General features: G+C 41.3%; 15 protein-coding genes and 1 tRNA gene. 11 read left to right on the top strand and 5 right to left on the bottom strand.

Annotated elements, in window-relative coordinates; all coding sequences use genetic code 11:
• Positions 1-410 precede the first annotated feature (410 nt).
• On the bottom strand, positions 411-2,144 hold the full coding sequence (locus tag ABWV72_RS20240; RefSeq protein ID WP_342808230.1) for a bifunctional lysophospholipid acyltransferase family protein/GNAT family N-acetyltransferase: 1,734 nt from the start codon (positions 2,142-2,144) through the stop codon (positions 411-413).
• A gap of 152 nt (positions 2,145-2,296) precedes the next feature.
• On the opposite strand from ABWV72_RS20240, the gene pyrC reads away from it, so the two are divergent.
• From pyrC to dbpA, 4 genes are read left to right on the top strand one after another with little or no spacing between them, the layout of a single operon-like run.
• Positions 2,297-3,334: a dihydroorotase gene (pyrC, locus tag ABWV72_RS20235; protein ID WP_353372746.1), complete on the top strand. Its 1,038-nt coding sequence runs from the start codon at positions 2,297-2,299 to the stop codon at positions 3,332-3,334.
• A gap of 2 nt (positions 3,335-3,336) precedes the next feature.
• A complete protein-coding gene (locus ABWV72_RS20230; RefSeq protein WP_353372744.1) occupies positions 3,337-4,224 on the top strand; it encodes a substrate-binding periplasmic protein in 888 nt (295 codons plus the stop codon).
• Between the two features lie 12 nt (positions 4,225-4,236).
• On the top strand, positions 4,237-4,926 hold the full coding sequence (locus ABWV72_RS20225; protein WP_216049810.1) for a crotonase/enoyl-CoA hydratase family protein: 690 nt from the start codon (positions 4,237-4,239) through the stop codon (positions 4,924-4,926).
• Between the two features lie 35 nt (positions 4,927-4,961).
• On the top strand, positions 4,962-6,338 hold the full coding sequence (gene dbpA, locus ABWV72_RS20220; RefSeq protein ID WP_353372741.1) for an ATP-dependent RNA helicase DbpA: 1,377 nt from the start codon (positions 4,962-4,964) through the stop codon (positions 6,336-6,338).
• A 57-nt stretch (positions 6,339-6,395) separates the two neighbouring features.
• Here dbpA and ABWV72_RS20215 read toward each other — a convergent pair whose 3' ends face one another.
• Positions 6,396-8,618 (bottom strand): M13 family metallopeptidase, encoded by a 2,223-nt coding sequence (locus ABWV72_RS20215; protein ID WP_353372739.1) that lies wholly within the window; start codon positions 8,616-8,618, stop codon positions 6,396-6,398.
• A gap of 61 nt (positions 8,619-8,679) precedes the next feature.
• The gene (locus ABWV72_RS20210; RefSeq protein ID WP_216049812.1) at positions 8,680-9,486 is read right to left on the bottom strand and encodes a class I SAM-dependent methyltransferase; all 807 of its coding nucleotides are present in this window, start codon (positions 9,484-9,486) and stop codon (positions 8,680-8,682) included.
• 167 nt (positions 9,487-9,653) lie between these two features.
• Here ABWV72_RS20210 and ABWV72_RS20205 point away from each other — a divergent pair, with 167 nt between their 5' ends.
• The 7 genes from ABWV72_RS20205 (at position 9,654) to nusG (ending at position 16,912) form a co-directional block, all read left to right on the top strand.
• Positions 9,654-10,070, top strand: a complete 417-nt coding sequence (locus tag ABWV72_RS20205) for an MAPEG family protein (RefSeq protein ID WP_216049813.1) — start codon at positions 9,654-9,656, stop codon at positions 10,068-10,070.
• A gap of 25 nt (positions 10,071-10,095) precedes the next feature.
• Positions 10,096-10,707, top strand: coding sequence for an RraA family protein (locus tag ABWV72_RS20200; RefSeq protein WP_216049814.1), 612 nt, complete (start codon positions 10,096-10,098; stop codon positions 10,705-10,707).
• 18 nt (positions 10,708-10,725) lie between these two features.
• The gene (locus ABWV72_RS20195; protein WP_342806730.1) at positions 10,726-12,567 is read left to right on the top strand and encodes an ABC transporter ATP-binding protein; all 1,842 of its coding nucleotides are present in this window, start codon (positions 10,726-10,728) and stop codon (positions 12,565-12,567) included.
• Positions 12,568-13,129: 562 nt separating this feature from the next.
• Positions 13,130-15,553 carry a S8 family serine peptidase gene (locus ABWV72_RS20190; RefSeq protein WP_353372736.1) on the top strand — a complete coding sequence of 808 codons (2,424 nt, stop codon included), beginning with the start codon at positions 13,130-13,132 and terminating at the stop codon, positions 15,551-15,553.
• Between the two features lie 278 nt (positions 15,554-15,831).
• Positions 15,832-15,908: transfer RNA gene (locus ABWV72_RS20185), tRNA-Trp, on the top strand.
• Between the two features lie 86 nt (positions 15,909-15,994).
• Positions 15,995-16,372 (top strand): preprotein translocase subunit SecE, encoded by a 378-nt coding sequence (secE, locus tag ABWV72_RS20180; protein WP_216049817.1) that lies wholly within the window; start codon positions 15,995-15,997, stop codon positions 16,370-16,372.
• Between the two features lie 3 nt (positions 16,373-16,375).
• Positions 16,376-16,912 carry a transcription termination/antitermination protein NusG gene (gene nusG, locus ABWV72_RS20175; RefSeq protein WP_216049818.1) on the top strand — a complete coding sequence of 179 codons (537 nt, stop codon included), beginning with the start codon at positions 16,376-16,378 and terminating at the stop codon, positions 16,910-16,912.
• Between the two features lie 817 nt (positions 16,913-17,729).
• Here nusG and mdoH read toward each other — a convergent pair.
• Together mdoH and ABWV72_RS20165 are read right to left on the bottom strand one after the other, a co-directional pair.
• On the bottom strand, positions 17,730-19,664 hold the full coding sequence (gene mdoH, locus ABWV72_RS20170; RefSeq protein ID WP_342808232.1) for a glucans biosynthesis glucosyltransferase MdoH: 1,935 nt from the start codon (positions 19,662-19,664) through the stop codon (positions 17,730-17,732).
• Positions 19,665-19,683: 19 nt separating this feature from the next.
• Positions 19,684-21,342: an OpgD/OpgG family glucan biosynthesis protein gene (locus ABWV72_RS20165; RefSeq protein ID WP_353372733.1), complete on the bottom strand. Its 1,659-nt coding sequence runs from the start codon at positions 21,340-21,342 to the stop codon at positions 19,684-19,686.
• Between the last annotated feature and the right edge of the window lie 587 nt (positions 21,343-21,929).

The following is a 21,929-nucleotide window of genomic DNA, read 5'->3' as shown; positions in this document are numbered from 1 at the left end:
TCAGCCCGAATAGGCGCTAGCATTTCACTCGTTAGCTGCAGCGATTGCTAAATATCCATGGCTAAAGCCCATGCTACGGGTGTATTGTAGTTTGGACTTCAGCCCGAATAGGCGCTAGCCGTTCGCTCGTTAGCAGCAGCGATTGCTAAATATCCATGGCTAAAGCCTCATGCTACGGGTGTATTGTAGTTTGGGCTTCAGCCCGAATAGCCGTTCGCTCGTTAGCAGCAGCGATTGCTAAATATCCATGGCTAAAGCCTCATGCTACGGGTGTATTGTAGTTTGGGCTTCAGCCCGAATAGGCGCTAGCATTTCACTCGTTAGCTGCAGCGATTGGTAAATATCCATGGGCTAAAGCCTATGCTACGGGTGTATTGTAGTTTGGGCTTCAGCCCGAATAAGTCGATTAACTAACCTTCAAAGGACGCATATTGTTTCCAAGCGTCTCCTAAATACAGCTTCAATAATTTTTCAGGGGCTTTAGGAAGTTCAACACTTAGCAGCAATCCTGGCGTGTCATTGAAGTTTCCGTCAATTCCCAGACAGTGAAATTTAGCACCGAGTTTCAGATAATGTTTAGCCAAAACAGGGATATCTTTGCCGTCACTTTCTATTGCTGCCAATAAGGTAGTTAAATGTGTCGATAAATCATATTCTTTTGCAAAATCTGAGATTTCCGGATGCAGCGCAAAGTCGAATTCTTTATGAGGGGTTACTGATTCAGTTGGCGACACAAGGGCTTGCTGTATTAATGCAACTGAGCGTGGGTTATATAGTTTACTTAACGAAACCGTGCCGTATAAAGTGCGATAGTGGGGGAATTTACAGACGAATGCGCCAATCCCTCGCCATAATAAAAATAATCCTTGGAAGCTTTTTTGATATTCGGGTACTAAAAACGACCGACCTAGCTCAAGGCAGGGCTGCTGTTGGTTCACAAATCCTGGGGAAAAATTAAACATACGTGCCAAATACAGTTGCGTTATATCACCTTGTTCCAGCAACTTGTCGGTTTGCCCCATTCTATAAGCGCCAATAATATTTTGCTTTTCGTTGTTGACCACAAATAGTTGAGTGTAAGTGGCATCAAAGGCGTCGGTATCTATTGGCTCACCGCTGCCTTCATTATGTTGGCGAAATACTAATTCCCGTAAACGCGCAATTTCGAACACAGTTTTGGGGAGTTGATGCTGGAAGCCGTAATAAACTGAAAACTGTTTATGCACCAATAAACATTGCTCTTGAGGAAGCAAAGCCAATTCATTTGCAATTTCTTGCCAAGGGGTTTGGTCTGCTATAGGTGCTTGTTGAACAGATTGATTATCGGGCCAATCCATTCTCCAAAGGGGATCCTGAGAATAACTCTGAATTCTACATAATGCAGCGTGTTGCTTACTATCTTTCACTTTATAAGTGTTGGGTTTGACCAATGAACCGCAAGTAATCTTAATTTGACTGTTATTTTTGTTGAGTAACTCTCTTGCCAACATGAGCAGCCTAAAACGAAAATAAACTCGCCCTAGTCGATAAAATAACGGACTATTTTGACCGCTTACAAAGATTGGCAAAAAGTGCGCTTGGGAAGAGTCGATAAGTTTCCCAACTATGCGGTTCCAATGATGTTCACTAATGCGTTTTTTATCTCCCTGATAGTATGCGACTCGACCCGCGGGGAAAACTAACAAGGCACCGCCTTGTTTAACATGTTTCAAGCTGGCGCGGATAGAGGGCGTATTTTTAGGATCACGCTCAGATAACGGATTAGTAAAGATAAAATAGTCTTTGAGCTCAGGGAAAAGCTTTAAACCTTGGTTGGCCAAAACTTGCAGATCTGGGCGTATTTGGCCAATGAGTAAACACAATATCACCCCTTCTATGCCCCCAAAAGGATGATTACTAGCAATAACTAAGGGACCAGTCTTTGGAATGTTTTTTTGTACAGAATCGCCGCCAAGTACTTCAATATTAAGTACCTGTAACAATTTCTCGGCAAATTGTTCTTTTTTTAGCCCTTGCATTTGATGTTGCTTATAAAGGGCGTCCATTTTCTTGACGCCGACTAAGCGATCTAACATTTTAAGTGCAAGGGTAACTGGAGCGCTTTTTGGCCCCACAAGATTAATAAGACTGATAGATGTCGACACCTGATGCTGCATATTTTCAGTTATTCTCAACAACGACAATTAATCTTTACCTTATAACAGATGCTATTTATGCAATGCAAAAGATTATTTTTGCATTTTTTCGGGCATAATAGGGGGAGAGATTTAGCTTACACTTATACTATAGGCCAATGATGAATAAAATTACGATAACCGCCCCAGACGATTGGCATTTACATTTCCGTGATCATGATATGTTGGGAGAGACGGTTCCAGCGACCGCTAGGTGCTTTCAAAGAGCAATCGCAATGCCGAATTTAGTACCCCCCATTACCACTGCTAAAATGGCAATGGATTATAAATCACGGATTTTGGCCGCTCGACCAGCGAATAGCAACTTTCAACCTTTAATGGTTTTGTTTCTAACCAATGAAACCACAAAACAAGACATCATTGATGCAAAAAAAGCCGGCGTTGTGGCAGCTAAATTGTATCCAGCAGGCGCGACGACTAATTCTGATGCGGCGGTTGCTGGAATAGAAGCCCTGTATCCAATCTTCGAAGAAATGGCACAGCAGCAGATGCTATTGTTAATTCACGGAGAAGTAACTCAAGCCCATGTGGATATTTTCGACCGTGAAAAAGAATTCATTGATCAGCACCTCGCTAAAATTGTAGAGAGTTTTCCCCACCTCAAAATTGTATTCGAACATATCACTACCTCTGAAGCTGCCGATTTTGTGTTACAAAGCTCAGACAATGTTGCGGCAACGATTACTCCCCAACACTTACTGTTGAATCGTAATGATTTGTTGGTTGGTGGCGTGCGGCCACATAACTTTTGTTTGCCTGTACTTAAGCGTAATACCCACCAACAAGCACTAAGAAAAGTGGTTGCCAGCGGTTCTAAAAAATTCTTTCTAGGCACAGATTCTGCTCCCCATGAAAAACACAGAAAAGAATCTGCATGTGGATGTGCAGGTTGTTATAGTGCTTGGAGTGCCCTTGAATTGTATGCGCAAATATTTGATGAGTTAGGCGCCATCGACAAGCTTGAAGGTTTCAGTAGCCACTATGGGGCTGATTTTTATGGTCTGCCCCGTAACACTCAATCTATTACGTTAGTCAAAGATAAGTGGCAAATACCGGAACAAATCATCCTTCCTAATGGGAATCCAATAGTGCCCTTTTTTGCAGGACAAACGGTTGATTGGAAAATAGAAAGCGTTTAGTAATGATAATTAAGCCGTTATTCACTTTGCTAAACAAACTCCCGCGAGCAGCTGATTTTCTTTTGCTCGCAGTAAATTTACGTTCAGTAACAAAGTGTCATTTGTTGATACTCTCTATCGGGCTATACAATGGCGTGTTGATTGCTCAAGATTCTAAAGATTTTTGGGTCTTAGCATATCCTGAAGCGCCTTTTATTGAACAGACAGAAAAAGGAAAGCTAAAGGGCTTCTTGGTCGATGAGGTCAATGGCATTTTGGCTACAGCGGGGATTCGGCAGCAAATATTACTTGCCCCATGGAAACGTCTTGAACTCGAAGCAAAGGCGAAGCCCAATGTGCTTGCCTTCGCATTGACTCGGACTCCCGAGAGAGAACAGAATTATCATTGGATTACGCCATTAACAGCGAACGTATACTCTGTTTTTAGCCCTCAAAAAATAGTCAGACCGTTAAATAACATCGAGCAGTTATCTACATTTGACTCTATTGCGGTATTGGAGAATGATGTTCGCCACAAATTGCTGCAAGCGCAAAATGCTAAGAATATTCAGGTCTATTCAAGTTGGTCTGATGCAATCGATAGTGTCGTAAGCGGAGAGTCCAGTGCAATATTTTTCTCGGATTCAGGAGTTCAGTATTTTTGTCGTGTTCAAGGAAAAGATTGTAATCAGTTCGAACGCGTGTTTTTGTACGAAAAAACAATAACCTATCTTACTTTGTCAAAAGTAGGGTCAAATCCGGAGTTGGTAAATAGATTAAAAAGTGCGGCAGAACAATATAAAGATTCTGACGCATTTAAAACAATTTCAAAAGATTGGCTAAAGCAATACGAAACGTTGCCTATTCCTATGCATATGGAAGATGGTGTACTTAATTTGTGGAATAAATAATCGGACCATATTATGAGCAAACTTGTAAGTTATCAAAATCAAGAAGCCTATGCCCTTATCACTATTGATAATGGAAAAGCCAATGCGCTTTCTCATGAAGTGATAGACCAAATTAATTTGTGTTTAGACAAAGCAGAAAAAAACCAGAAAGTTGTAGTTTTAGCTGGTAAAGCAGGCATGTTCAGCGCGGGTTACGATTTAAGTGTGATGAAACACAGTAACGAGTCAGCCTTAGAACTTGTGGAAAAAGGATCAACGTTATCAAAACGTTTATTAACTTTTCCTACGCCTGTGATTGCAGCCTGCTCAGGTCATGCTGTGGCTAAAGGGGCGTTCCTTTTATTATCAGCTGATTACCGAATTGGGTTAGATGGGGAATTCAAAATAGGTCTAAATGAAGTAGCTATCGGAATGACGATGCACCAAGTTGGAATTGAACTCGCCCGCAATAGGTTAACTCCTCGCTATTTTAATCGTTCGGTTATCAATGCAGAAATATTTAGCCCAGGACAAGCACTAGAAGCCGGGTTCCTCGATTTAGTTGTAAAACCCAAAAAATTCGAAAAAACCGTGAATAAAGTAGCCTACGCAATGGCTTCTTTAGATATAAAATCTCACCGAGCGACTAAACTAAAAGCTAGGGCTGAACATATAGCAAACTTAGAAAAAGCGATTGAATTAGATCGCACAAGCTCGCTGTAATTATTAATTAAACTTATTTTAAAGAGAGCACTTTAGTGACCCAATTTTCTTCTTTGCCATTAAAACCTGAACTTGTTAGTAATTTGGAAACCCTCGGATTTGAGGGGATGACCGAAATTCAACAACAAAGTCTACCGAAAATTCTGGCAGGCAAGGATGTCGTAGCGAAAGCAAAAACCGGCAGTGGTAAGACCGTTGCTTTTGCTCTGGGTTTGTTAAATAGACTAGATGTGGATCGATTTAGAATTCAAGCTTTGGTCATGTGTCCAACTCGTGAATTGGCTGAGCAAGTTGCCGAAGAAATTCGTCGTGTAGGACGGATGATTGATAACATGAAAGTGCTTACCCTTTGTGGCGGTACGCCCATGGGCCCACAGATTGGATCACTTTCACATGGTGCTCATATTATTGTCGGTACTCCTGGCCGTATTATGGATCACTTATCTAAACGCCGACTCAGTCTCAAAGAAGTCAATACGCTAGTGTTAGACGAAGCCGATCGTATGTTGGATATGGGCTTCGAGGAGGAAATGGAAACCGTCATTCGAGCTGTGCCCACAGACCGACAAACCTTATTGTTTTCGGCTACTTATCCTGACCAAATTAAACAAATTAGTCTTAAGATACAGCGCAATCCAATTGAGATTACGGTGGAATCAACCCATGACACAAGCAAAATAAAACAATTGTTTTTCGAAGTTGAAGAATCTCATAGAATCAAGGCTACTGCGTCACTGTTAAGTGAGTTTCAACCCGAGTCAGCGATAATATTTTGTAATACTAAAATTGCCTGTAACGAACTATTAGAAGCTCTGACTGAAATGGGTTTTTCTGTCGATGCGTTACACGGTGATTTAGAACAAAAAGATCGCAATCAAGTTCTAATCCGGTTTGCCAATAAAAGCGTATCGGTGCTTATTGCCACAGACGTTGCATCAAGAGGTCTTGACGTGAAAGGTGTGGGCGCGGTTATTAACTATCAAATCACACCTGATCCAGAAGTCCACATTCACCGAATCGGTCGCACGGGACGAGCTGACGCCGAAGGTTTAGCATTAACTCTTTGTGCCCCTAAAGAAATGGCGCGGGCAAATGCCATCGAAGATTATCAGCAAAGAAAAGTCGAATGGAAAGGGATTCAAGCTATTCGTTTTCATGCGAATCGAATTATTCAGCCTGAGTACCAAACAATATGTATTGATGGCGGTAAAAAAGCTAAATTACGTCCTGGAGATATATTAGGCGCATTAACCAAAGACGCGGATGTTCCTGGCGAAGATATTGGTAAAATAAAAGTGACAGCTACCCACAGCTATGTCGCAGTTAAAATTCGCAGTGTTAAACGCAGTTTGAAGCAATTTAACGAAGGTAAAATGAAAGGTCGTAAATTTAAGGCCAGAAAGTTGCTTTAATTTTTTCCAAAAAAAGAGTGCGAAAGCACTCTTTTTAGTTAGTTCTGCAATATCCTTTTACCAAATCTTCACTCGATCTTTCGGTGCTAGAAATAATGCGTCACCTTTTTTGACATTAAATGCGGAATAAAATTCTGGCACGTTCGGTACTACACCATTCACTCTATATTCTGAGGGTGAATGTGGGTCAGTATTGACCTGGTTACGTAATGTTTCATCCCGTTGCACCGCTGCCCACACCTGAGCATAACCTAAGAAAACACGTTGTTGTCCAGTATAACCATCGAGAAATGGTGCTTCTTTGTCGGCTAGAGATAATTCATAGGCTTTGAGGGCAATACTGAGTCCACCTAAATCACCGATATTCTCGCCAAGGGTAAATTCACCATTAACATGTAGGTTTTTTAATGGGGTAAATTTATTATACTGTTGGACAAGTTGTTTGGTACGTTTTTTAAACTCTTGTTTATCTGCATCTGACCACCAATTACGCAGTACACCGTCGCCATCAAAGGTACTGCCAGCATCGTCAAAGCCATGGCCTATTTCATGCCCAATAACCGCGCCAATACCGCCGTAATTAACTGCATCGTCAGCCTCCATATTAAAAAATGGTGGCTGCAAAATTCCAGCTGGAAATACAATTTCATTAGCCGGAGGGTTGTAATAGGCATTCACGGTTTGTGGGGTCATGTCCCATTCGTGTTTCTGTACCGGACCTGGCTGTTTATCGAGTATCTGCTGCCATTGCAGATCATCTGAGCGTTTGATATTGCCAACTAAGTCAGATTTCGAAATAGACAGTTTTGAATAGTCTTTCCATTCATCAGGATAGCCAATTTTTGCAGTGAATTTGGATAGTTTGTCGAGCGCTTCCGCTTTGGTGGCATCCGACATCCAGTCCAGTTGTTTGATACTGACTTCGTAGGCTGTTAATAGATTATTGACTAAGTCTAACATGCGTTCTTTGGCGGCCGGTGGGAAGTGTTCTTTGACATATACCTCGCCTATCACTTCACCTAAGTGAGTATTTACGAAATCAACGCCTCTGCGCCATCTTGGTCGTTGCTCTGTCACCCCATATAAGACTTTGCTGAAAAACTCAAAATTTGCTTTATCTAATTCAGTGGTTAAATAGCTTGATTGCTGATTGATAACCATCCATTTCAGATAAATTTTCCAAGTTGTGATTGGCGTTTTAGCAATGATGTTGTCTAACTCACGCATGTAATCGGGTTGCGTGACTACTAAGCCATCCAAGTCAGTTAATTCTAGTTCTTGCAACATTGCTGCCCAATCGAATTGAGGCATTAATTCAGATAACTTGGTTACTGGAATTTTGTTGTATAGTGCAACCATATCTCGGGTTTTTTCTTTTTTCATATGCTTAGAAGCTAGTTTAGTTTCTAAGTCCAAAATAATTTTTGCGTTTTTTTCGGGATTCTCCAATCCTACTAATCCGAGCATTTTGGCAATGTGTTTCTGATATTTCCCTTTTATTTCCTGATAGGAACCTTTATCACTCGTATAATATTCTCTATCTGGTAATCCTAAACCTGCCTGCCATGAGTAAATCATGTAAGTTTTAGGGTTTTTTAGATCAATATATTGGCCAATAGCGAAAGGTGTACCAAAACTGTGTTTGTTGGCATAAGCAAAATAGCGCGCTAATTGTTGTTGATCCTGAATTTCATCAATTACCGCTAATTCAGTTAATAGTGGTGTCAAGCCTAATTTGTCGCGGTTTTCCATGTCGGTGTAAGATGTGTACAAGTCACCCACTTGTTGCTCATTGCTACCTTTTTCAAAATCGCCTTCTGAGGATTTTTTAATGATAGCCATAACTTTTTCTTGAGCTTCATCAGCGAGTAACTGAAATGAATTTAAACCGGCTTTATCTGATGGAATTTCAACCTTGTCTAACCATTTACCGTTAGCAAATCTGAAAAAATCGTCGCCCGGTTTAATGTCCGTATTAATATTATCCAATTTAAGCCCTGAGTGGCGAGTCACGGTTGTGACATCCGGTAATGCTGTTGCCGGAGTTTCAGTAACGGGCGATTCAGTTTTAGGATTGGTAGTAGGTGATTCTACGTTGGGAACTTCCACTTTAGGAGATTCAATTTGAGGAATCACCAGTTCAGGAGATTCAGTTTCTGGCTGCTCAATGGTGGTGTCTTCTGTTTTCGGGGCTTCTTGCTTTTCTTCTTCAACAGGCGCTGGATCAGAGCATCCCCATACAAAAACAATAACTACGAGCATTAAAATATAAATTTTCATTAAATTCCCTTACATTTAACTAAATTGCTTAAGACTAAGTTCTTAGCTTCCAATCAATGACTTATTTACTAAATTTATAAATGAATCGATCTGTTTTTCCTCGAATCAACGGGGAAAAAACCGAGCTTTGGTGATTATCTTCTGGATTTCTCAGATAAAACGCCTCTTCGACAAGTGTAAAACCGGCTTGCGCAAATTGATGTTTAACAATGTTCGGGTCAATACGATGAAGGGTATTTGCTGCATCATAACCTGAACCAGCCTGAGCGATGTGGTCTATTACCACGATAATGCCATCATCTTTGAGCACGCGATGCAGTTTTTCTAGCACTTTGACATGATCAACGACACCTTCGCGCAATTCAATTAATTTACCCCCTCGCACGGTATTAGTAAAAAATAAATCATGATATCCCAAGGCAGTAAACACTATGTCTACCGACTTATCAGCAACCTCTATGTCAGCAATGGCAACATTGTCGAGTCTAACCACATTGCTAAGACGATTGTCTTTCGTTCTTTGAATGATATCTTTTTCACCAAAATTCCAATAAACACTGTCGTTTTGCAAATAAACTAGGCCATCTTCACCTACAGCTCTGGAAAGGAGTTCAGAATACCAACCTCCACCGGCCAGCAAATCTAACACCGTATCTCCAGCAGATATGCCTGTGAAAGATAATACTTGTTGGGGAAGTCTAGCTTTATCTCGTTTAGCGTCTTCTACTGGTCTTTCCACAGATGAAAGGATATCGTTGATTTGCTGTTTAGTTAACTGAACCGCGGTTGCATTCACCGAGAATATAATAAAGAAGATAGCGGATATTAATTTGATGCTATTTGAACAACGGGGTAATACAGGTTTCATGCTTAAATGTCCCAACTGAATATTTCTTAATGATCAATGGGGTAAAGAATAACGCCAACCACCAACAAAAATCACTAAAAACTGTAACAGAACAATTCAAATTTCTAATTCGTTGATATTTCGGGTAACTTACGTCTTCGTACATGTCTGCGTATAAAGGAATACCTATGAATGCTACTATTATTGCTCTGCTCGGATACATCAGTTGGACGGTGTTTTTACTGATTTTATTAGCCAGCTATCGAACCTTTTTGGTGAGTCAGAAACAGCGATTACCCAATCAGTTCAAGGCCGACGGTTCAGATTCCCCTGATTTTGGGCAACGACTTACTCGGGCTCACCTTAATTGTGCAGAAAGTTTTGTGTTTATTGGTGGCACTATGCTGACAGCTCTGGCAACAAACGCCTCAGCGATTACTGATACGTTGGCGTATTACTTGCTGGCAGCAAGATTAGGACAATCTATTGTTCATCTTGTTTCGACCTCAGTACTTGCCGTTCAGATTCGATTTGTGTTTTTTCTAATTCAGGTTGGAATTTGCGGTTATTGGTTATTCAAGTTAATAACAAATTTTGCATTTTAAGATTTTAAAGATAAGGTGATTATTTATGCTAGATATGAATTTATTCAAACAAATCTCCCCATGTGAATATGCTGACGCATTACCTCGTGAGCAATTTATTGATTATAAAATATCAAGTTTATGGCCACAGCCCCCACGTATTGCCGGACCTGCTTTTACAGTGTTTTGCGAAGATGGTGATCATTTAATGTTACATGCGGCTATCTATGAAGCTTCACCAGGGGATATCATTGTTGTAAAGTCTGATCCGCAGTTTGCTGCAGCGGGTGGAAACGTTTGTGCAATCGCTAAACAGCGAGGAATTGCTGGGTTTGTTATTGATGGCGTCATTCGTGATTTGGCAGAAACCCGTGACATTCAATTCCCTGTTTTTGCCCGTGGTGTGATTCCTTTTCCTGCCGCCAAAAAAGCCTACTCACCCCTAAATCAAACTATCAAATGTGGTGGTGTTACGGTCAATCCAGGGGATATCGTTATTGCTGATGAAGAAGGGATAGCTGTTGTACCTAAAGACCAAGCTCAGTCAGCATATGAAATTGCCAAAGCTCGCACCGACAAAGATGCGCAAACGTCATTGCAGCAATGGCAAGATAACCATAAACGTAATATTGATAATATTATTTCGAAGCTCAAATAAACTTTAATTGGATAGTGCATGTTTTCATTTTTTGAACGGTTGACAAAACCGTTCCCTGTTGAGCACCCAACAAAACCTCCTCAGACCCTAGTTGCTTTTTGTCGTCATTACACTAAAGGTATGTGGCCTGTAATCTTTACAGTATCGATTTTAGCTGCGTCTGTTGCGGCTTTAGAGGTTTCCTTGTTTAGTTATGTCGGTCAACTTGTTGATTGGCTGTCTGAGCGTGATCCGGAAACCTTTATACAGCAGGAGAGTGGCAGCCTAATCTGGATGGGCACAGTCATTCTAGTGATATTACCTTGTTTAGTGATATTACAGTCTTTGTTGACCCATCAAACGTTATTGGGTAATTACCCGATGAAGATACGTTGGCAAGCACATCGATATTTACTTGGTCAAAGTATCGGTTTTTTCCAAAATGAATTTGCTGGACGTGTCGCTACTAAAGTGATGCAAACCGCACTGGCTGTGCGTGAAGCAGTGATGAAATCACTCGATATTTTCGTGTATGTGAGTGTTTACTTTATCAGTATTTTAGTACTGGTTTTTTCGATTGATTGGCGTTTGAGTGTGCCATTGTTAATTTGGTTACTGACTTATTTTATTATTCTGCGCACGTTTATTCCGCGGCTTAAAAAAGTCTCGCAAAAACAAGCTGATGCGCGCTCAATCATGACCGGCCGAATCGTTGATAGTTATACTAATATTATGACGGTTAAGCTGTTTTCCCACAGTCAACGTGAATCAGACTATGCAAAAGAAGGTATGAGTGGATTTTTGCATACGGTTTATCCGCAAATGCGTTTAGTCACAACACTTTATGGGTTTGTTTGGTTTTCTAATGCTCTATTGGTTTTTAGTGTCAGCGCACTATCTATCTACTTGTGGTTGAATCATCTAGTAACCCCAGGTGACTTAGCGGTCGCAATTAGCTTGTGTTTACGCCTCAACGGCATGGCGCAATGGATTATGTGGGAAGTATCTTCACTATTTGAAAATATTGGTACTGTACAAGATGGGATCAATACCCTTGCCAATGATGTTGTTGTGCAAGACGTACCTGATGCCCCTGATTTACAGGTCCGCGGCGGAGCGATTGAGTTTAACAATGTTGATTTCGGTTATGCAGGTCCTGAAGGAAAGCCCATAGATGTATTCAAACAATTGAATCTTTCAATCAAACCAGGTGAAAAAGTTGGATTAGTGGGACGCTCTGGGGCGGGTAAGTCTACTTTAGTCAATTTATTGCTGAGATTTTATGATGTGCAAAGTGGCAATATTCTCATTGACGGGCAAGAGATAAAACACGTTAAGCAGGAAAGCCTGCGAGCCAATATTAGTATGGTGACGCAAGATACGTCTTTATTGCACCGATCTGTGCGCGAAAACATTATTTATGGTCGCGCCTCTGCCACAGAAGAGCAAATGATAACTGCCGCAAAACAAGCTGAAGCGGACGAGTTTATTCAGCAGCTTTCTGACTTGAATGGCAATATCGGGTACGACGCACAGGTAGGTGAGCGAGGCGTTAAATTATCTGGTGGTCAACGACAAAGAATTGCAATTGCTAGAGTGATGTTAAAAGACGCTCCGATTTTAATTTTAGATGAAGCGACTTCTGCATTGGATTCAGAAGTTGAAGCGGCTATTCAACAATGCTTAAACAAAGTAATGGTGAATAAGACTGTACTAGCCATTGCCCATAGATTATCCACCATCGCCCAAATGGACCGTTTGTTAGTTTTAGAGCAAGGAAAAATCGTGGAATCAGGTAGCCACAGTGAACTGTTGGCAAAAAATGGTATTTACGCAAAACTATGGTCTCATCAAACGGGAGGATTTATTGGGGTTGATTAATTCGCACTCCCTGATGAGCTACATCAAAGACTCCTGATGTTTTGCATTGGGAGTTTTTATATTTCATTTCGGTTTTTTCAAACAATCCTTCACTCAAAAGCAAAGCGCAAAATCTGTATTTTCCTAGCTTATTGTTTTCTTTACCTTTTAATTTAACGGGTAAAAAAACCACCTAAAAAGGGTAAAAAAAGGTTGCATTTAGTTGACCGTATGGTTAGTTTTTAACCTGAGATTATTAAGTGAGCAGCTAAATCTGCCTTTTCAAGTCACTTTATAGCGTCTCACTTTAATAAGAAATATAGGATTTCGAGCCCATGAAAAACCTACGACTCAAAGCAATCTACAAGCGAATTTTGAACTTTTCGGCATTCAAGACTTAGCGACTCTTATCTAATTTAACTTCTGAATATAGTCCTAAACCCAGTCTGAGCAGACTTGGGCGGAATTCTTATGTCTTTAAAAAGGAGGAAGGTCTATGTAACCAATTAAAATTGAAGCAAATATTTAAACAAATTTAAAAATAATAAAAATTAAAATAACGACAGGAATAGGAAAATCGGGAATGAATAATAAAAATTTTCTCATCAGCGCCTTAGGCGTAGCTGTGATGAGTATTACCCAAACAATGGCTGCACAGCCATCTCCAAATTTGCAGTTTGCTGAATGGTTGGCGTCACAAAACCCAGAACTGAATAATCAGCTAACGGATCGATTAATTGTAAAATTTAAAAATCAGACTACTTTGCATGAAATAGAAACGGCCAGTACTGATTTAAGTTCAGAGTCGGAGATAAATAATGGATTGTCAATTGCTCCTGGTCAAATCTCTGCGGGTAGCAATCTATTAACTAAGCTAGCCACTAAAACTGGTCAGCAAATGCGTTTCGTAAAAACCAATAAACAGGGAAGGGCAATCTTAAAGTTAGACAAGCGAATGTCGAAAGCAGCCATGCAATCCATTATTTTGCAAATGCAGCAAGACCCTTTAGTTGAATCTGTTGAAGCTGATCCAATTCGCTATTTAATGGCGCAATCACAGCCTTGGGGAATTGCTAATGTTCAAGCTGATCAGTTGTCTGATGTCAGTGCTGGTGGCAAAACGGTATGTATAATTGACTCTGGCTATGACATTAACAACCCTGATCTTAGTGCTAATTCGGTTTCTGGGAGTAATAATTCAGGTACCGGAAATTGGTACGTGCCGGGAGGATCTCATGGTACTCATGTAGCAGGCACCATAGCTGGAATTAATAATGCTGAAGGGATTGTCGGCGTGCTTCCTAACCAAAACATTAATCTGCATATCATCAAAGTATTTAATGAATCAGGCTGGGGTTACTCTAGTGATTTAGCCGATGCGGTTGAAACCTGTGAGGCAAATGGTGCGGATGTAGTCAATATGTCATTGGGTGGTGCCGGTTCTTCTACAAGCGAAAGCAATCGTCTTACCGCCGTCGCCAATAATGGTGTTTTGTTAGTCGCCGCAGCAGGAAATGCTGGGGACTCAAGTCACTCTTATCCGGCGTCTTATAGTTCGGTTATCTCTGTTGCCGCAGTGGATGAAACAGGTTTAAGAGCTGAATTTTCTCAATATACCAACCAAGTTGAACTATCTGCACCAGGGGAAGCGATTCTTTCTACTGTGGGTATTAATGATGGGCGGCAGGGTTATTTAACGTTCAATGGAACGACACTAGGAGATGACCGAGTTTTACCGCCGTCACGCTATATTGTTAGTGGCGGAAGTTACGCAATCAATAATATTAACGGTTCAGTTTCTGGAGTGATAGGAGCCTGTAGTACCAGCAGTAGCGGTAGTTTCAGTTGCTCAAATATGAGCAACAAAATTTGTGTTGTAGAGCGTGCAGACAATCAAGCGGGCAGTACTTATCCTGAAATTAACGCGGCATTAGCTTGCGATAATGCGGGAGCGGCGGGGATTGTGATTTATAGCAATGCCGAGCGTCCTGGATTGCAAAATCCATTTTTGGTAGATGACAGTAGTCAAATTACAGTGCCAACAGTGTCGGTCAATCGAACTCTTGGTCAGCAATTAATTGCAGCGGCAGGCACATCGGCTACGTTACAGGTGTTAGGTAATACGGATTACGCCTACTACAACGGAACTTCTATGGCGAGTCCACATGTTGCTGGGGTAGCAGCTTTGGTCTGGGCTAATAACCCCAGTTGTAGTGCTTCCCAAGTACGCAGCGCGTTAGGCGCGACGGCTTTTGATTTGGAGTCGACCGGACGGGATAACCAAACGGGCTATGGTTTAGTGCAAGCGAAAGCAGCGTCAGACTATTTAGCTGCAAATTGCAGTGGCAATGGTGGTGGAGATCCAGGAGGGAATGTACTAATTAACGGAACTGCAGTGACCGGGTTATCTGGCGCGTCTAATTCTGAACTACTTTACAGCATAGATATTCCTGAAGGAGCAAGCGATTTGGTTTTCTCTATGAGTGGTGGCTCTGGAGATGCTGATTTGTATGTTAAATATGCAACTGAACCATCCACAAATAGTTATGATTGCAGACCCTACCTAGGTGGTAATAATGAATCTTGCAGTGTAGATCCGGTTCAAGCTGGTACCTATTACGTTAAAATAATTGGTTACAGTGCCTATTCTGGTGTGTCCATACAAGCTGATTATACTGAATCAGCAGGTGGTGGAGGAAATGATGGCTCGTTAACTGTAATTGAAGATATTTCCGCATCACGTCGTAATTGGGTGTATTACACAGTAGAAGTTCCAGCGGGTTCATCAGTGTTGGATGTGAGTACCAATGGCGGCAGCGGTGATGCCGATCTCTATGTTCGATATGGTAGTAACCCAACTACCGGTAGTTATGATTGTCGACCATACCAAAATGGCAATACTGAAAGCTGTTCGTTTAATTCACCGCAAACAGGTACTTGGTATGTGGGTATTCGCGCTTACAGCACATTTTCGAATTTAACATTGACGATGGAAGTTCAACCTTAAATATCCATTAAAATTCAAATAGGCCGTCTAGCAAGGCGGCTTATTTAACCTCAAACTAAAATAACTTTTAGTAGCCCTTGGGTATGGATTAAGTGAAGCCAAAGAATAGCGACGATTAATAGTTGCTAGCTCCACTGCTATTTTCCGCTTGTCGGAATTCATTTTTACTTGAATAGCGCGGCTCAATGAGTATAATACGCGTCCCTCCTTGTGTGACTCCAAATTTTCCAATAAAAAAATTGGTTCAAATCACAAAGATGGTGTAACTGAAATTTGTTAGGGGTGTAGTTCCAATTGGTAGAACAGCGGTCTCCAAAACCGATGGTTGGGGGTTCGAATCCCTCCACCCCTGCCAATTTTGTCAAATCACATAAATTTGAATTTAAACATACTGGTTTACTTGAAACATAATTGACCAGTATTTATTACGGAAGTAAGAATATGAGCGAAAAAGCAGAATCACCATCCAATTCATTGGATATGCTCAAATGGTTGGTAGTCGTCTTGATTTTGGGCGGAGTGATAGCCGCAAATACCTATTATCAGGAAATTTCTGTGCTTTATCGTGCACTTGGTGCTGTGGCATTGGTGGTGATTGCCGGCTTTATTGCCAGCAGCACGGTTAAAGGAAGTTCATTCTTAACTTTTGCAAAAGAATCTCGAGTCGAAGTGCGTAAAGTTGTTTGGCCCACAAGACAAGAAGCAACTACCACTACTTTGATAGTTTTGGCTGCTACCGCTTTTATGTCTATCGTTCTTTATCTTTTAGACATGGGTATTGTGGAAGTCGTGTCTTTTGTTACCGGTTTAGGAGTGTAAGTCATGTCTGATAAAAAATGGTATGTAGTACAAGCATTTTCTGGTTATGAAGGACGTGTTCAAAAGACGTTAGTTGAACATATCAAAATGAACGGTATGGAAGATTATTTCGGTGAAATATTAGTACCTACCGAAGAAGTTGTTGAAATGCGAGCTGGCCAAAAACGCAAAAGTGAACGCAAATTTTTCCCAGGCTATGTACTGGTAGAAATGGAAATGAACGAAGACTCATGGCACTTGGTTAAAAGTGTTCCAAGAGTGTTAGGTTTCATTGGTGGTACTTCAGATCGTCCAATGCCTATTTCTAAGAAAGAAGCAGATGCTATTCTTAATCGTTTGGAAGAATCAGTAGACAAGCCAAAACCAAAAACATTATTCGAACCAGGCGAAGTGGTTCGTGTTACCGATGGTCCTTTCGCAGATTTCAACGGCGTTGTCGAAGAAGTCGATTACGAAAAGAGCCGCTTGAAAGTATCAGTACTTATTTTCGGTCGTTCAACTCCGGTAGAACTAGAGTTCGGCCAAGTCGAAAAAGGGTGAAGCAAGACCGAAACGAAGTTTCGCAGTTTGCTGAACGACCGACATGGATGTCGGGCTGGAACCCAGCCACAGGATGTGCACGAAGAGACGACTATAGGTCGTCTTTTTTAGTTTAATATTCCCAGAATTTTTAGCTTCGAAGAAGCTTTGGCCGACTGAACGACCGACATGGGTAAAGCTGGTTTTATTAGGAGCGAAGCTCCGTCCAGCTGCACGACCGCTCAAGGAAGTGCGGGCTGGACGTAATACCAAGGACGGGTCAGTATGGTTTTAGTATATTAGCCCCAGAATTCTGCACTCAAGATACCAGGCTGGAATCCAGCGCCAAGGATGGCGCCGAAGAAATTAAAACAAAGATGTCTAAATAGGCATCTTTTTTTTGCCTCGAGAAAAGCACAAAAGCCTATGTAGCATGGTCTTTAGGCCATGGTATTTAATGTGTGCTATTCGCGGGGCTAAAGCACCCGCCTACAGGGATGGGGGGGTTTTGTGGCTCTGCGGGGCTAAAGCACCCGCCTACAGGGATGGTATGGTTTTGTGGCTCTGCGGGGCTAAAGCACCCGCCTACAGGGATGGTATGGTTTTGTGGCTCTGCGGGGCTAAAGCACCCGCCTACAGGGATGGTATGGTTTTGTGGCTTAAGGAATACGCCTAAATGCCTTGTAGCACGGGCTTCAGCCCGTGGAGCTATTGTGTTCTTGGGCGCGGCTAAAGTCTGGCCAACAGATCTTATCGACAGGAATTGATTATTAATAGGTAAAAAAAACCCCACAAAATTAAGTTTGTGGGGTGAAACTTTAATTGAGTTTCAAAGAGGTTATTCGTTTGTAATTGATTGCCCGTGTTTAAGACCCGCTTTTTTAGTCGGTCTGAGTTCTTGAATCGGCATACTGGTCCATCTTTCTGGCGGTAGTTCAGGTACCGTTTTGTTATATCGACTCTGTTTATCCAAATTGCTTAGACTCAACCTCAAGCTTTTGGTTACAGGCTGTTCAATCACCTCACAAGGACAAATGAAGACGCCGTATTTACGTGACATAATCCCGAGCTTTAAACTACTCGAGTAATGAATGATTGGCGCACCCAGAATCAATCCAAGTAACACTGGCGCTAACCACCAAAACAATAGTGGGGTCAGATACCAAGTCAATGCACCCCAAAGAATTGCTAGCGTTGTAGCAGCCCAGGTACGTTTTATTGCTTCGGACCAAGGTACAGTTCTGCCTTCTCGACTTTGCGCATTCCAACTTACGTTTTTCCCTGCCAGCGCATTCAACACAAAGTAGGCGTGATATGCCATCATCAAAGGCGCGATTACAATTGCGACTACTATCTCTATCAATGTACTAATCACTAACGTTAGTGCACCACCAAACTCGTACCGACGGTATACAAGAGCATGGATTAGGCTCAAGAATTTAGGTCCTATAAGTAGTAATGCGGTTGCGAAAAGTAATGCAAATATGGAATCTGATTTATCTACTGGCCACGCTGGAAATAATTGATGAGGTGCGGTGAAAAACACATCATCAGAAGCAGCCCTAACGGTGGCGTCTATGGTGCTGAGCAACAGCAAAACAAACCATACTAATGAAGAAACGTAAGCGAATGCACCTAATACAAAATGTAATTTACTGATATTTTGCAAGCCTTCCGTTCGGAGTAATCCCAAATGTTGTAGGTTGCCTTGAACCCAACGTCGATCGCGGGTTGCATAGTCAATGATATTACTCGGTACCTCTTCATAACTACCTTCTAGGTCAGCTAATAGATAGACATGCCAACCAGCTCGCCTTAGTAGCGCAGCTTCAACAAAATCATGGCTTAAGATTTCCCCACCAAAGGGGACGTCACCCGGAAGATGCGGTAAACCACAGGACGCCATAAAAGCATCAATCCGAATAATTGCATTGTGTCCCCAATAATTGGCAGTGTCTGTTTGCCAAAATGCCTGGCCTGCAGCTAAAGTAGGGCAATACAAACTAGAAGCGAATTGTAAAAAACGTCCGAAAAGTGTGTTTTGTCTAATCGGAATTGGAACCGTTTGAATAAGCCCTGCTTTAGGATTGCTCTGCAGGGTTTTCACCAACGTAAGCATGCTCTCAGCAGTCATTAGGCTGTCTGCATCTAACACAATCATGGATTGATAGTTGGCTCCCCAACGTTCGCAAAAATCTGCAACATTCCCTACTTTACGATTTACATTCTTTTCCCGACGGCGATAGAACATGTGTGAGGCAACCTCATTACCCATTCTTGCGGTCAATTTATTCCATGCCACTAGTTCGGCTTCAATCAGCGGTTTCTGTTGGGTGTCACTTAACATGTAAAAATCAAAATATTGTAAACTTCCCGATTTTTCGATTTCCTTAATACATGCTTCAAAGCCAGACATTATGCGGTTGGTATCTTCATTATAGACCGGCATTATAATCGCCTGACGCTGGTTTGGGTCCAGACTGCCTGCCTGATTTTTGCGCAGCGCTTGTTTGAGGGTTACAGGATCTCTTCGCAACATAAGCAGGGTAAAACCTATAATCGCGCTCCAAAATGCCGCTGAAATCCAAACAAAGGTTAGGGTAAATAGGAACAGCAAAACTATTTCTATAGCCGTAAATCCATCTACTGAAAATATATCAGTCATCGCCCATCCGCCTACGATGGCGGTGGCAAGTACCAAAAACGCATAGCTATATTTACGTGCTGTTTTTGCGGATGCTTTAATAAAGTGTTCATTCGTAGAAGTAGACATGTGAACTCCCTCTTGATGATTATTCGATTTCATTTCGACTCCAAACATAGTTCCACACTTCACTAATAGGCTTGCCTCTCAGAGACAGTGATAATCTCATGTCCACGGCTCTATCTTGGTCAGCAGTCAGTGTAAACGACACTCTCCAGCTTTTTTTGTCAGGTAGTTGACTGACAATCAATTCGTCATATTTGCCGCCACTTACTTGTAAATCAGCTTGGATAGGAACGTTTTGAGTTAAATTTGTTAATTGATTCGCAGAAAAGTCGACGATAATTTTACGTACACTTTTATCCGCAGGATTGTTCTCACCTGGCAAAGCTGCCCAGCTATTCATTGCGCGAACAACGGTGGCAAGGTTACTTTGTTTCAAATCTCCAGAAACCGTGCTCAAGGTGTAATTAAATTCTCGTGTTTGGCCTTTCTTAAAAGGCTCATCTGGTACCCAGTAACTTACGATGTTGTCATTGGTTTCTGAATTCGTTGGTATTTCCACAAGCTCTAAGCGACCTGCTCCCCAATTATTGTCTGGTTTTACCCAGATGCCTGGACGATTGTGATAGTTCGCTTCGATATCTGAATAATGTGCAAAATCAATATCCCGTTGTAATAAACCAAAGCCTTTAGGTTGGGTGTCTTGCATTGAGGTTACTTGTAAGGTTTTTGGGTTGTTAAGCTGGCGCCATATTTGTTCGCCTTGAGAGTTGATCATTAACAAACCGTCGGAGTCGTGAACTTCTGGTCTGAAATCGTCAAAATACCTAGTGGTCGTTTCACTAGACAACAACATGCTTGTTAACGGAGCAACACCAAGCTTTTCAACGTCAGTACGAGCATATATTTGGCTGTTAACTTTTACTTCAGTGTTAAGTCCTGCGGTAAGTTCGAAACGATAAGCGCCTGTTACCGATTTACTCTCTAATAAAGCATAAATAATTAAATTTTCGGCTTCTTCTTTAGGCTCAATTACCCAAAAACGAGTAAATTCAGGAAATTCTTCACCAGAGGAATGAGCTGTATTGATAGCTAATCCTCGTGCTGATATTCCATATACCTGCCCTGGACCGACAATCCTAAAGTACGATGCCCCTAAGAAAACCGCTAATTCATCTTTATATTGTGGAGTGTTTAAGGGGTAATGAACCCGAAACCCAGCAAAACCAGCATCAGGAGGCGCGATACCTTGCAGTGGCAAAGCTTCATTTTCATAAATGAACTTATCTCCCTTAAAGGTAACAGTGTTGCTTCCAGCATTACTATCTACTAAGCGCAGCATCACTGGACTTTTGTAAAGGAAACCTGGGTGGAATAGTTGCAATTCGAAATTTGACTTGTCTTTCCAGATTGCCTTTTGAGGGTTGAAGCGTATATTTCGATACTCACTATAAGTCATATTTGCCAATTCTTTAGGCAGTTCAGTAGAGCGTTTTTGATATTCTTCTGCGGATAGTTTTTTAGCCTGACCTTTAACCATTTCAAATGTAATTTTGTCTACATCAGGCTTAGTGATAACACCTTCAGGTTTTTCTGCGCTCACCGGCTGTTGAGCTGTCGCTAGTTGGGAGGGGAGGAGTAAACTACTAGGGAGCATTAAACCAACGCAAAACCACAAAGATACCTTTGTGGATGTATGCTTATTACTTCTTCTTTTGGTCTTATTCGCAACCAGCTTTAACATTTTTATCCTTCCTATGATTATTTTTTTCGCCGTTTAGAATCAAGCTGTACACTGTTAAGTGTCTTTAACTAATTTGCACAAACGGCCCGGGGAATAATGAAACTTGATACTCAATAATTAAGTAACAAGCAGAAAGTAGGCCAGAAAAATGGTGATACCCATTTTTAAAGTCGGATTCTGCTTTTGATTATTTTATATTATTGTTTTTAATGGTGTTTTTATTTCTTGCTGATTCCAAAGAGAGTTTAAAGAGGCGTTAAAAAGGAAGTTTTGGTAAAGAATGTATTCTATACCTTGGTTTAATGTCTGTTAAAACAGACACCTTGTGCAAAGAGCTCTGGTAATAATTGAAAAGGTCGGTAAGCAGCGATGTGTAGCCACTGTATCAAATCGGAAACACTGTGCTGTTTTTTTTCGTTAAGGTGAGAATTTCTAGGGCTTCCAGAGCAATTCAGCGATGATTTTTGTTCTACTTAAATAATTTAGGTTTAACAGCAGGCTGCGTATGTTTAGTAAAAATGATATTTGTCTATGTAAATTTTTCACGCTGTAAGTTAGCCATTTAAGCTCTTACATTATCATTTCCA

The sequence above is a fragment of the Aliiglaciecola sp. NS0011-25 genome, assembly GCF_040370605.1.
Classification (GTDB): domain Bacteria; phylum Pseudomonadota; class Gammaproteobacteria; order Enterobacterales; family Alteromonadaceae; genus Aliiglaciecola; species Aliiglaciecola lipolytica_A.
The sequence above is the reverse complement of the archived record's forward strand: the minus strand, read 5'-3'. Positions and strand labels throughout refer to the sequence as shown.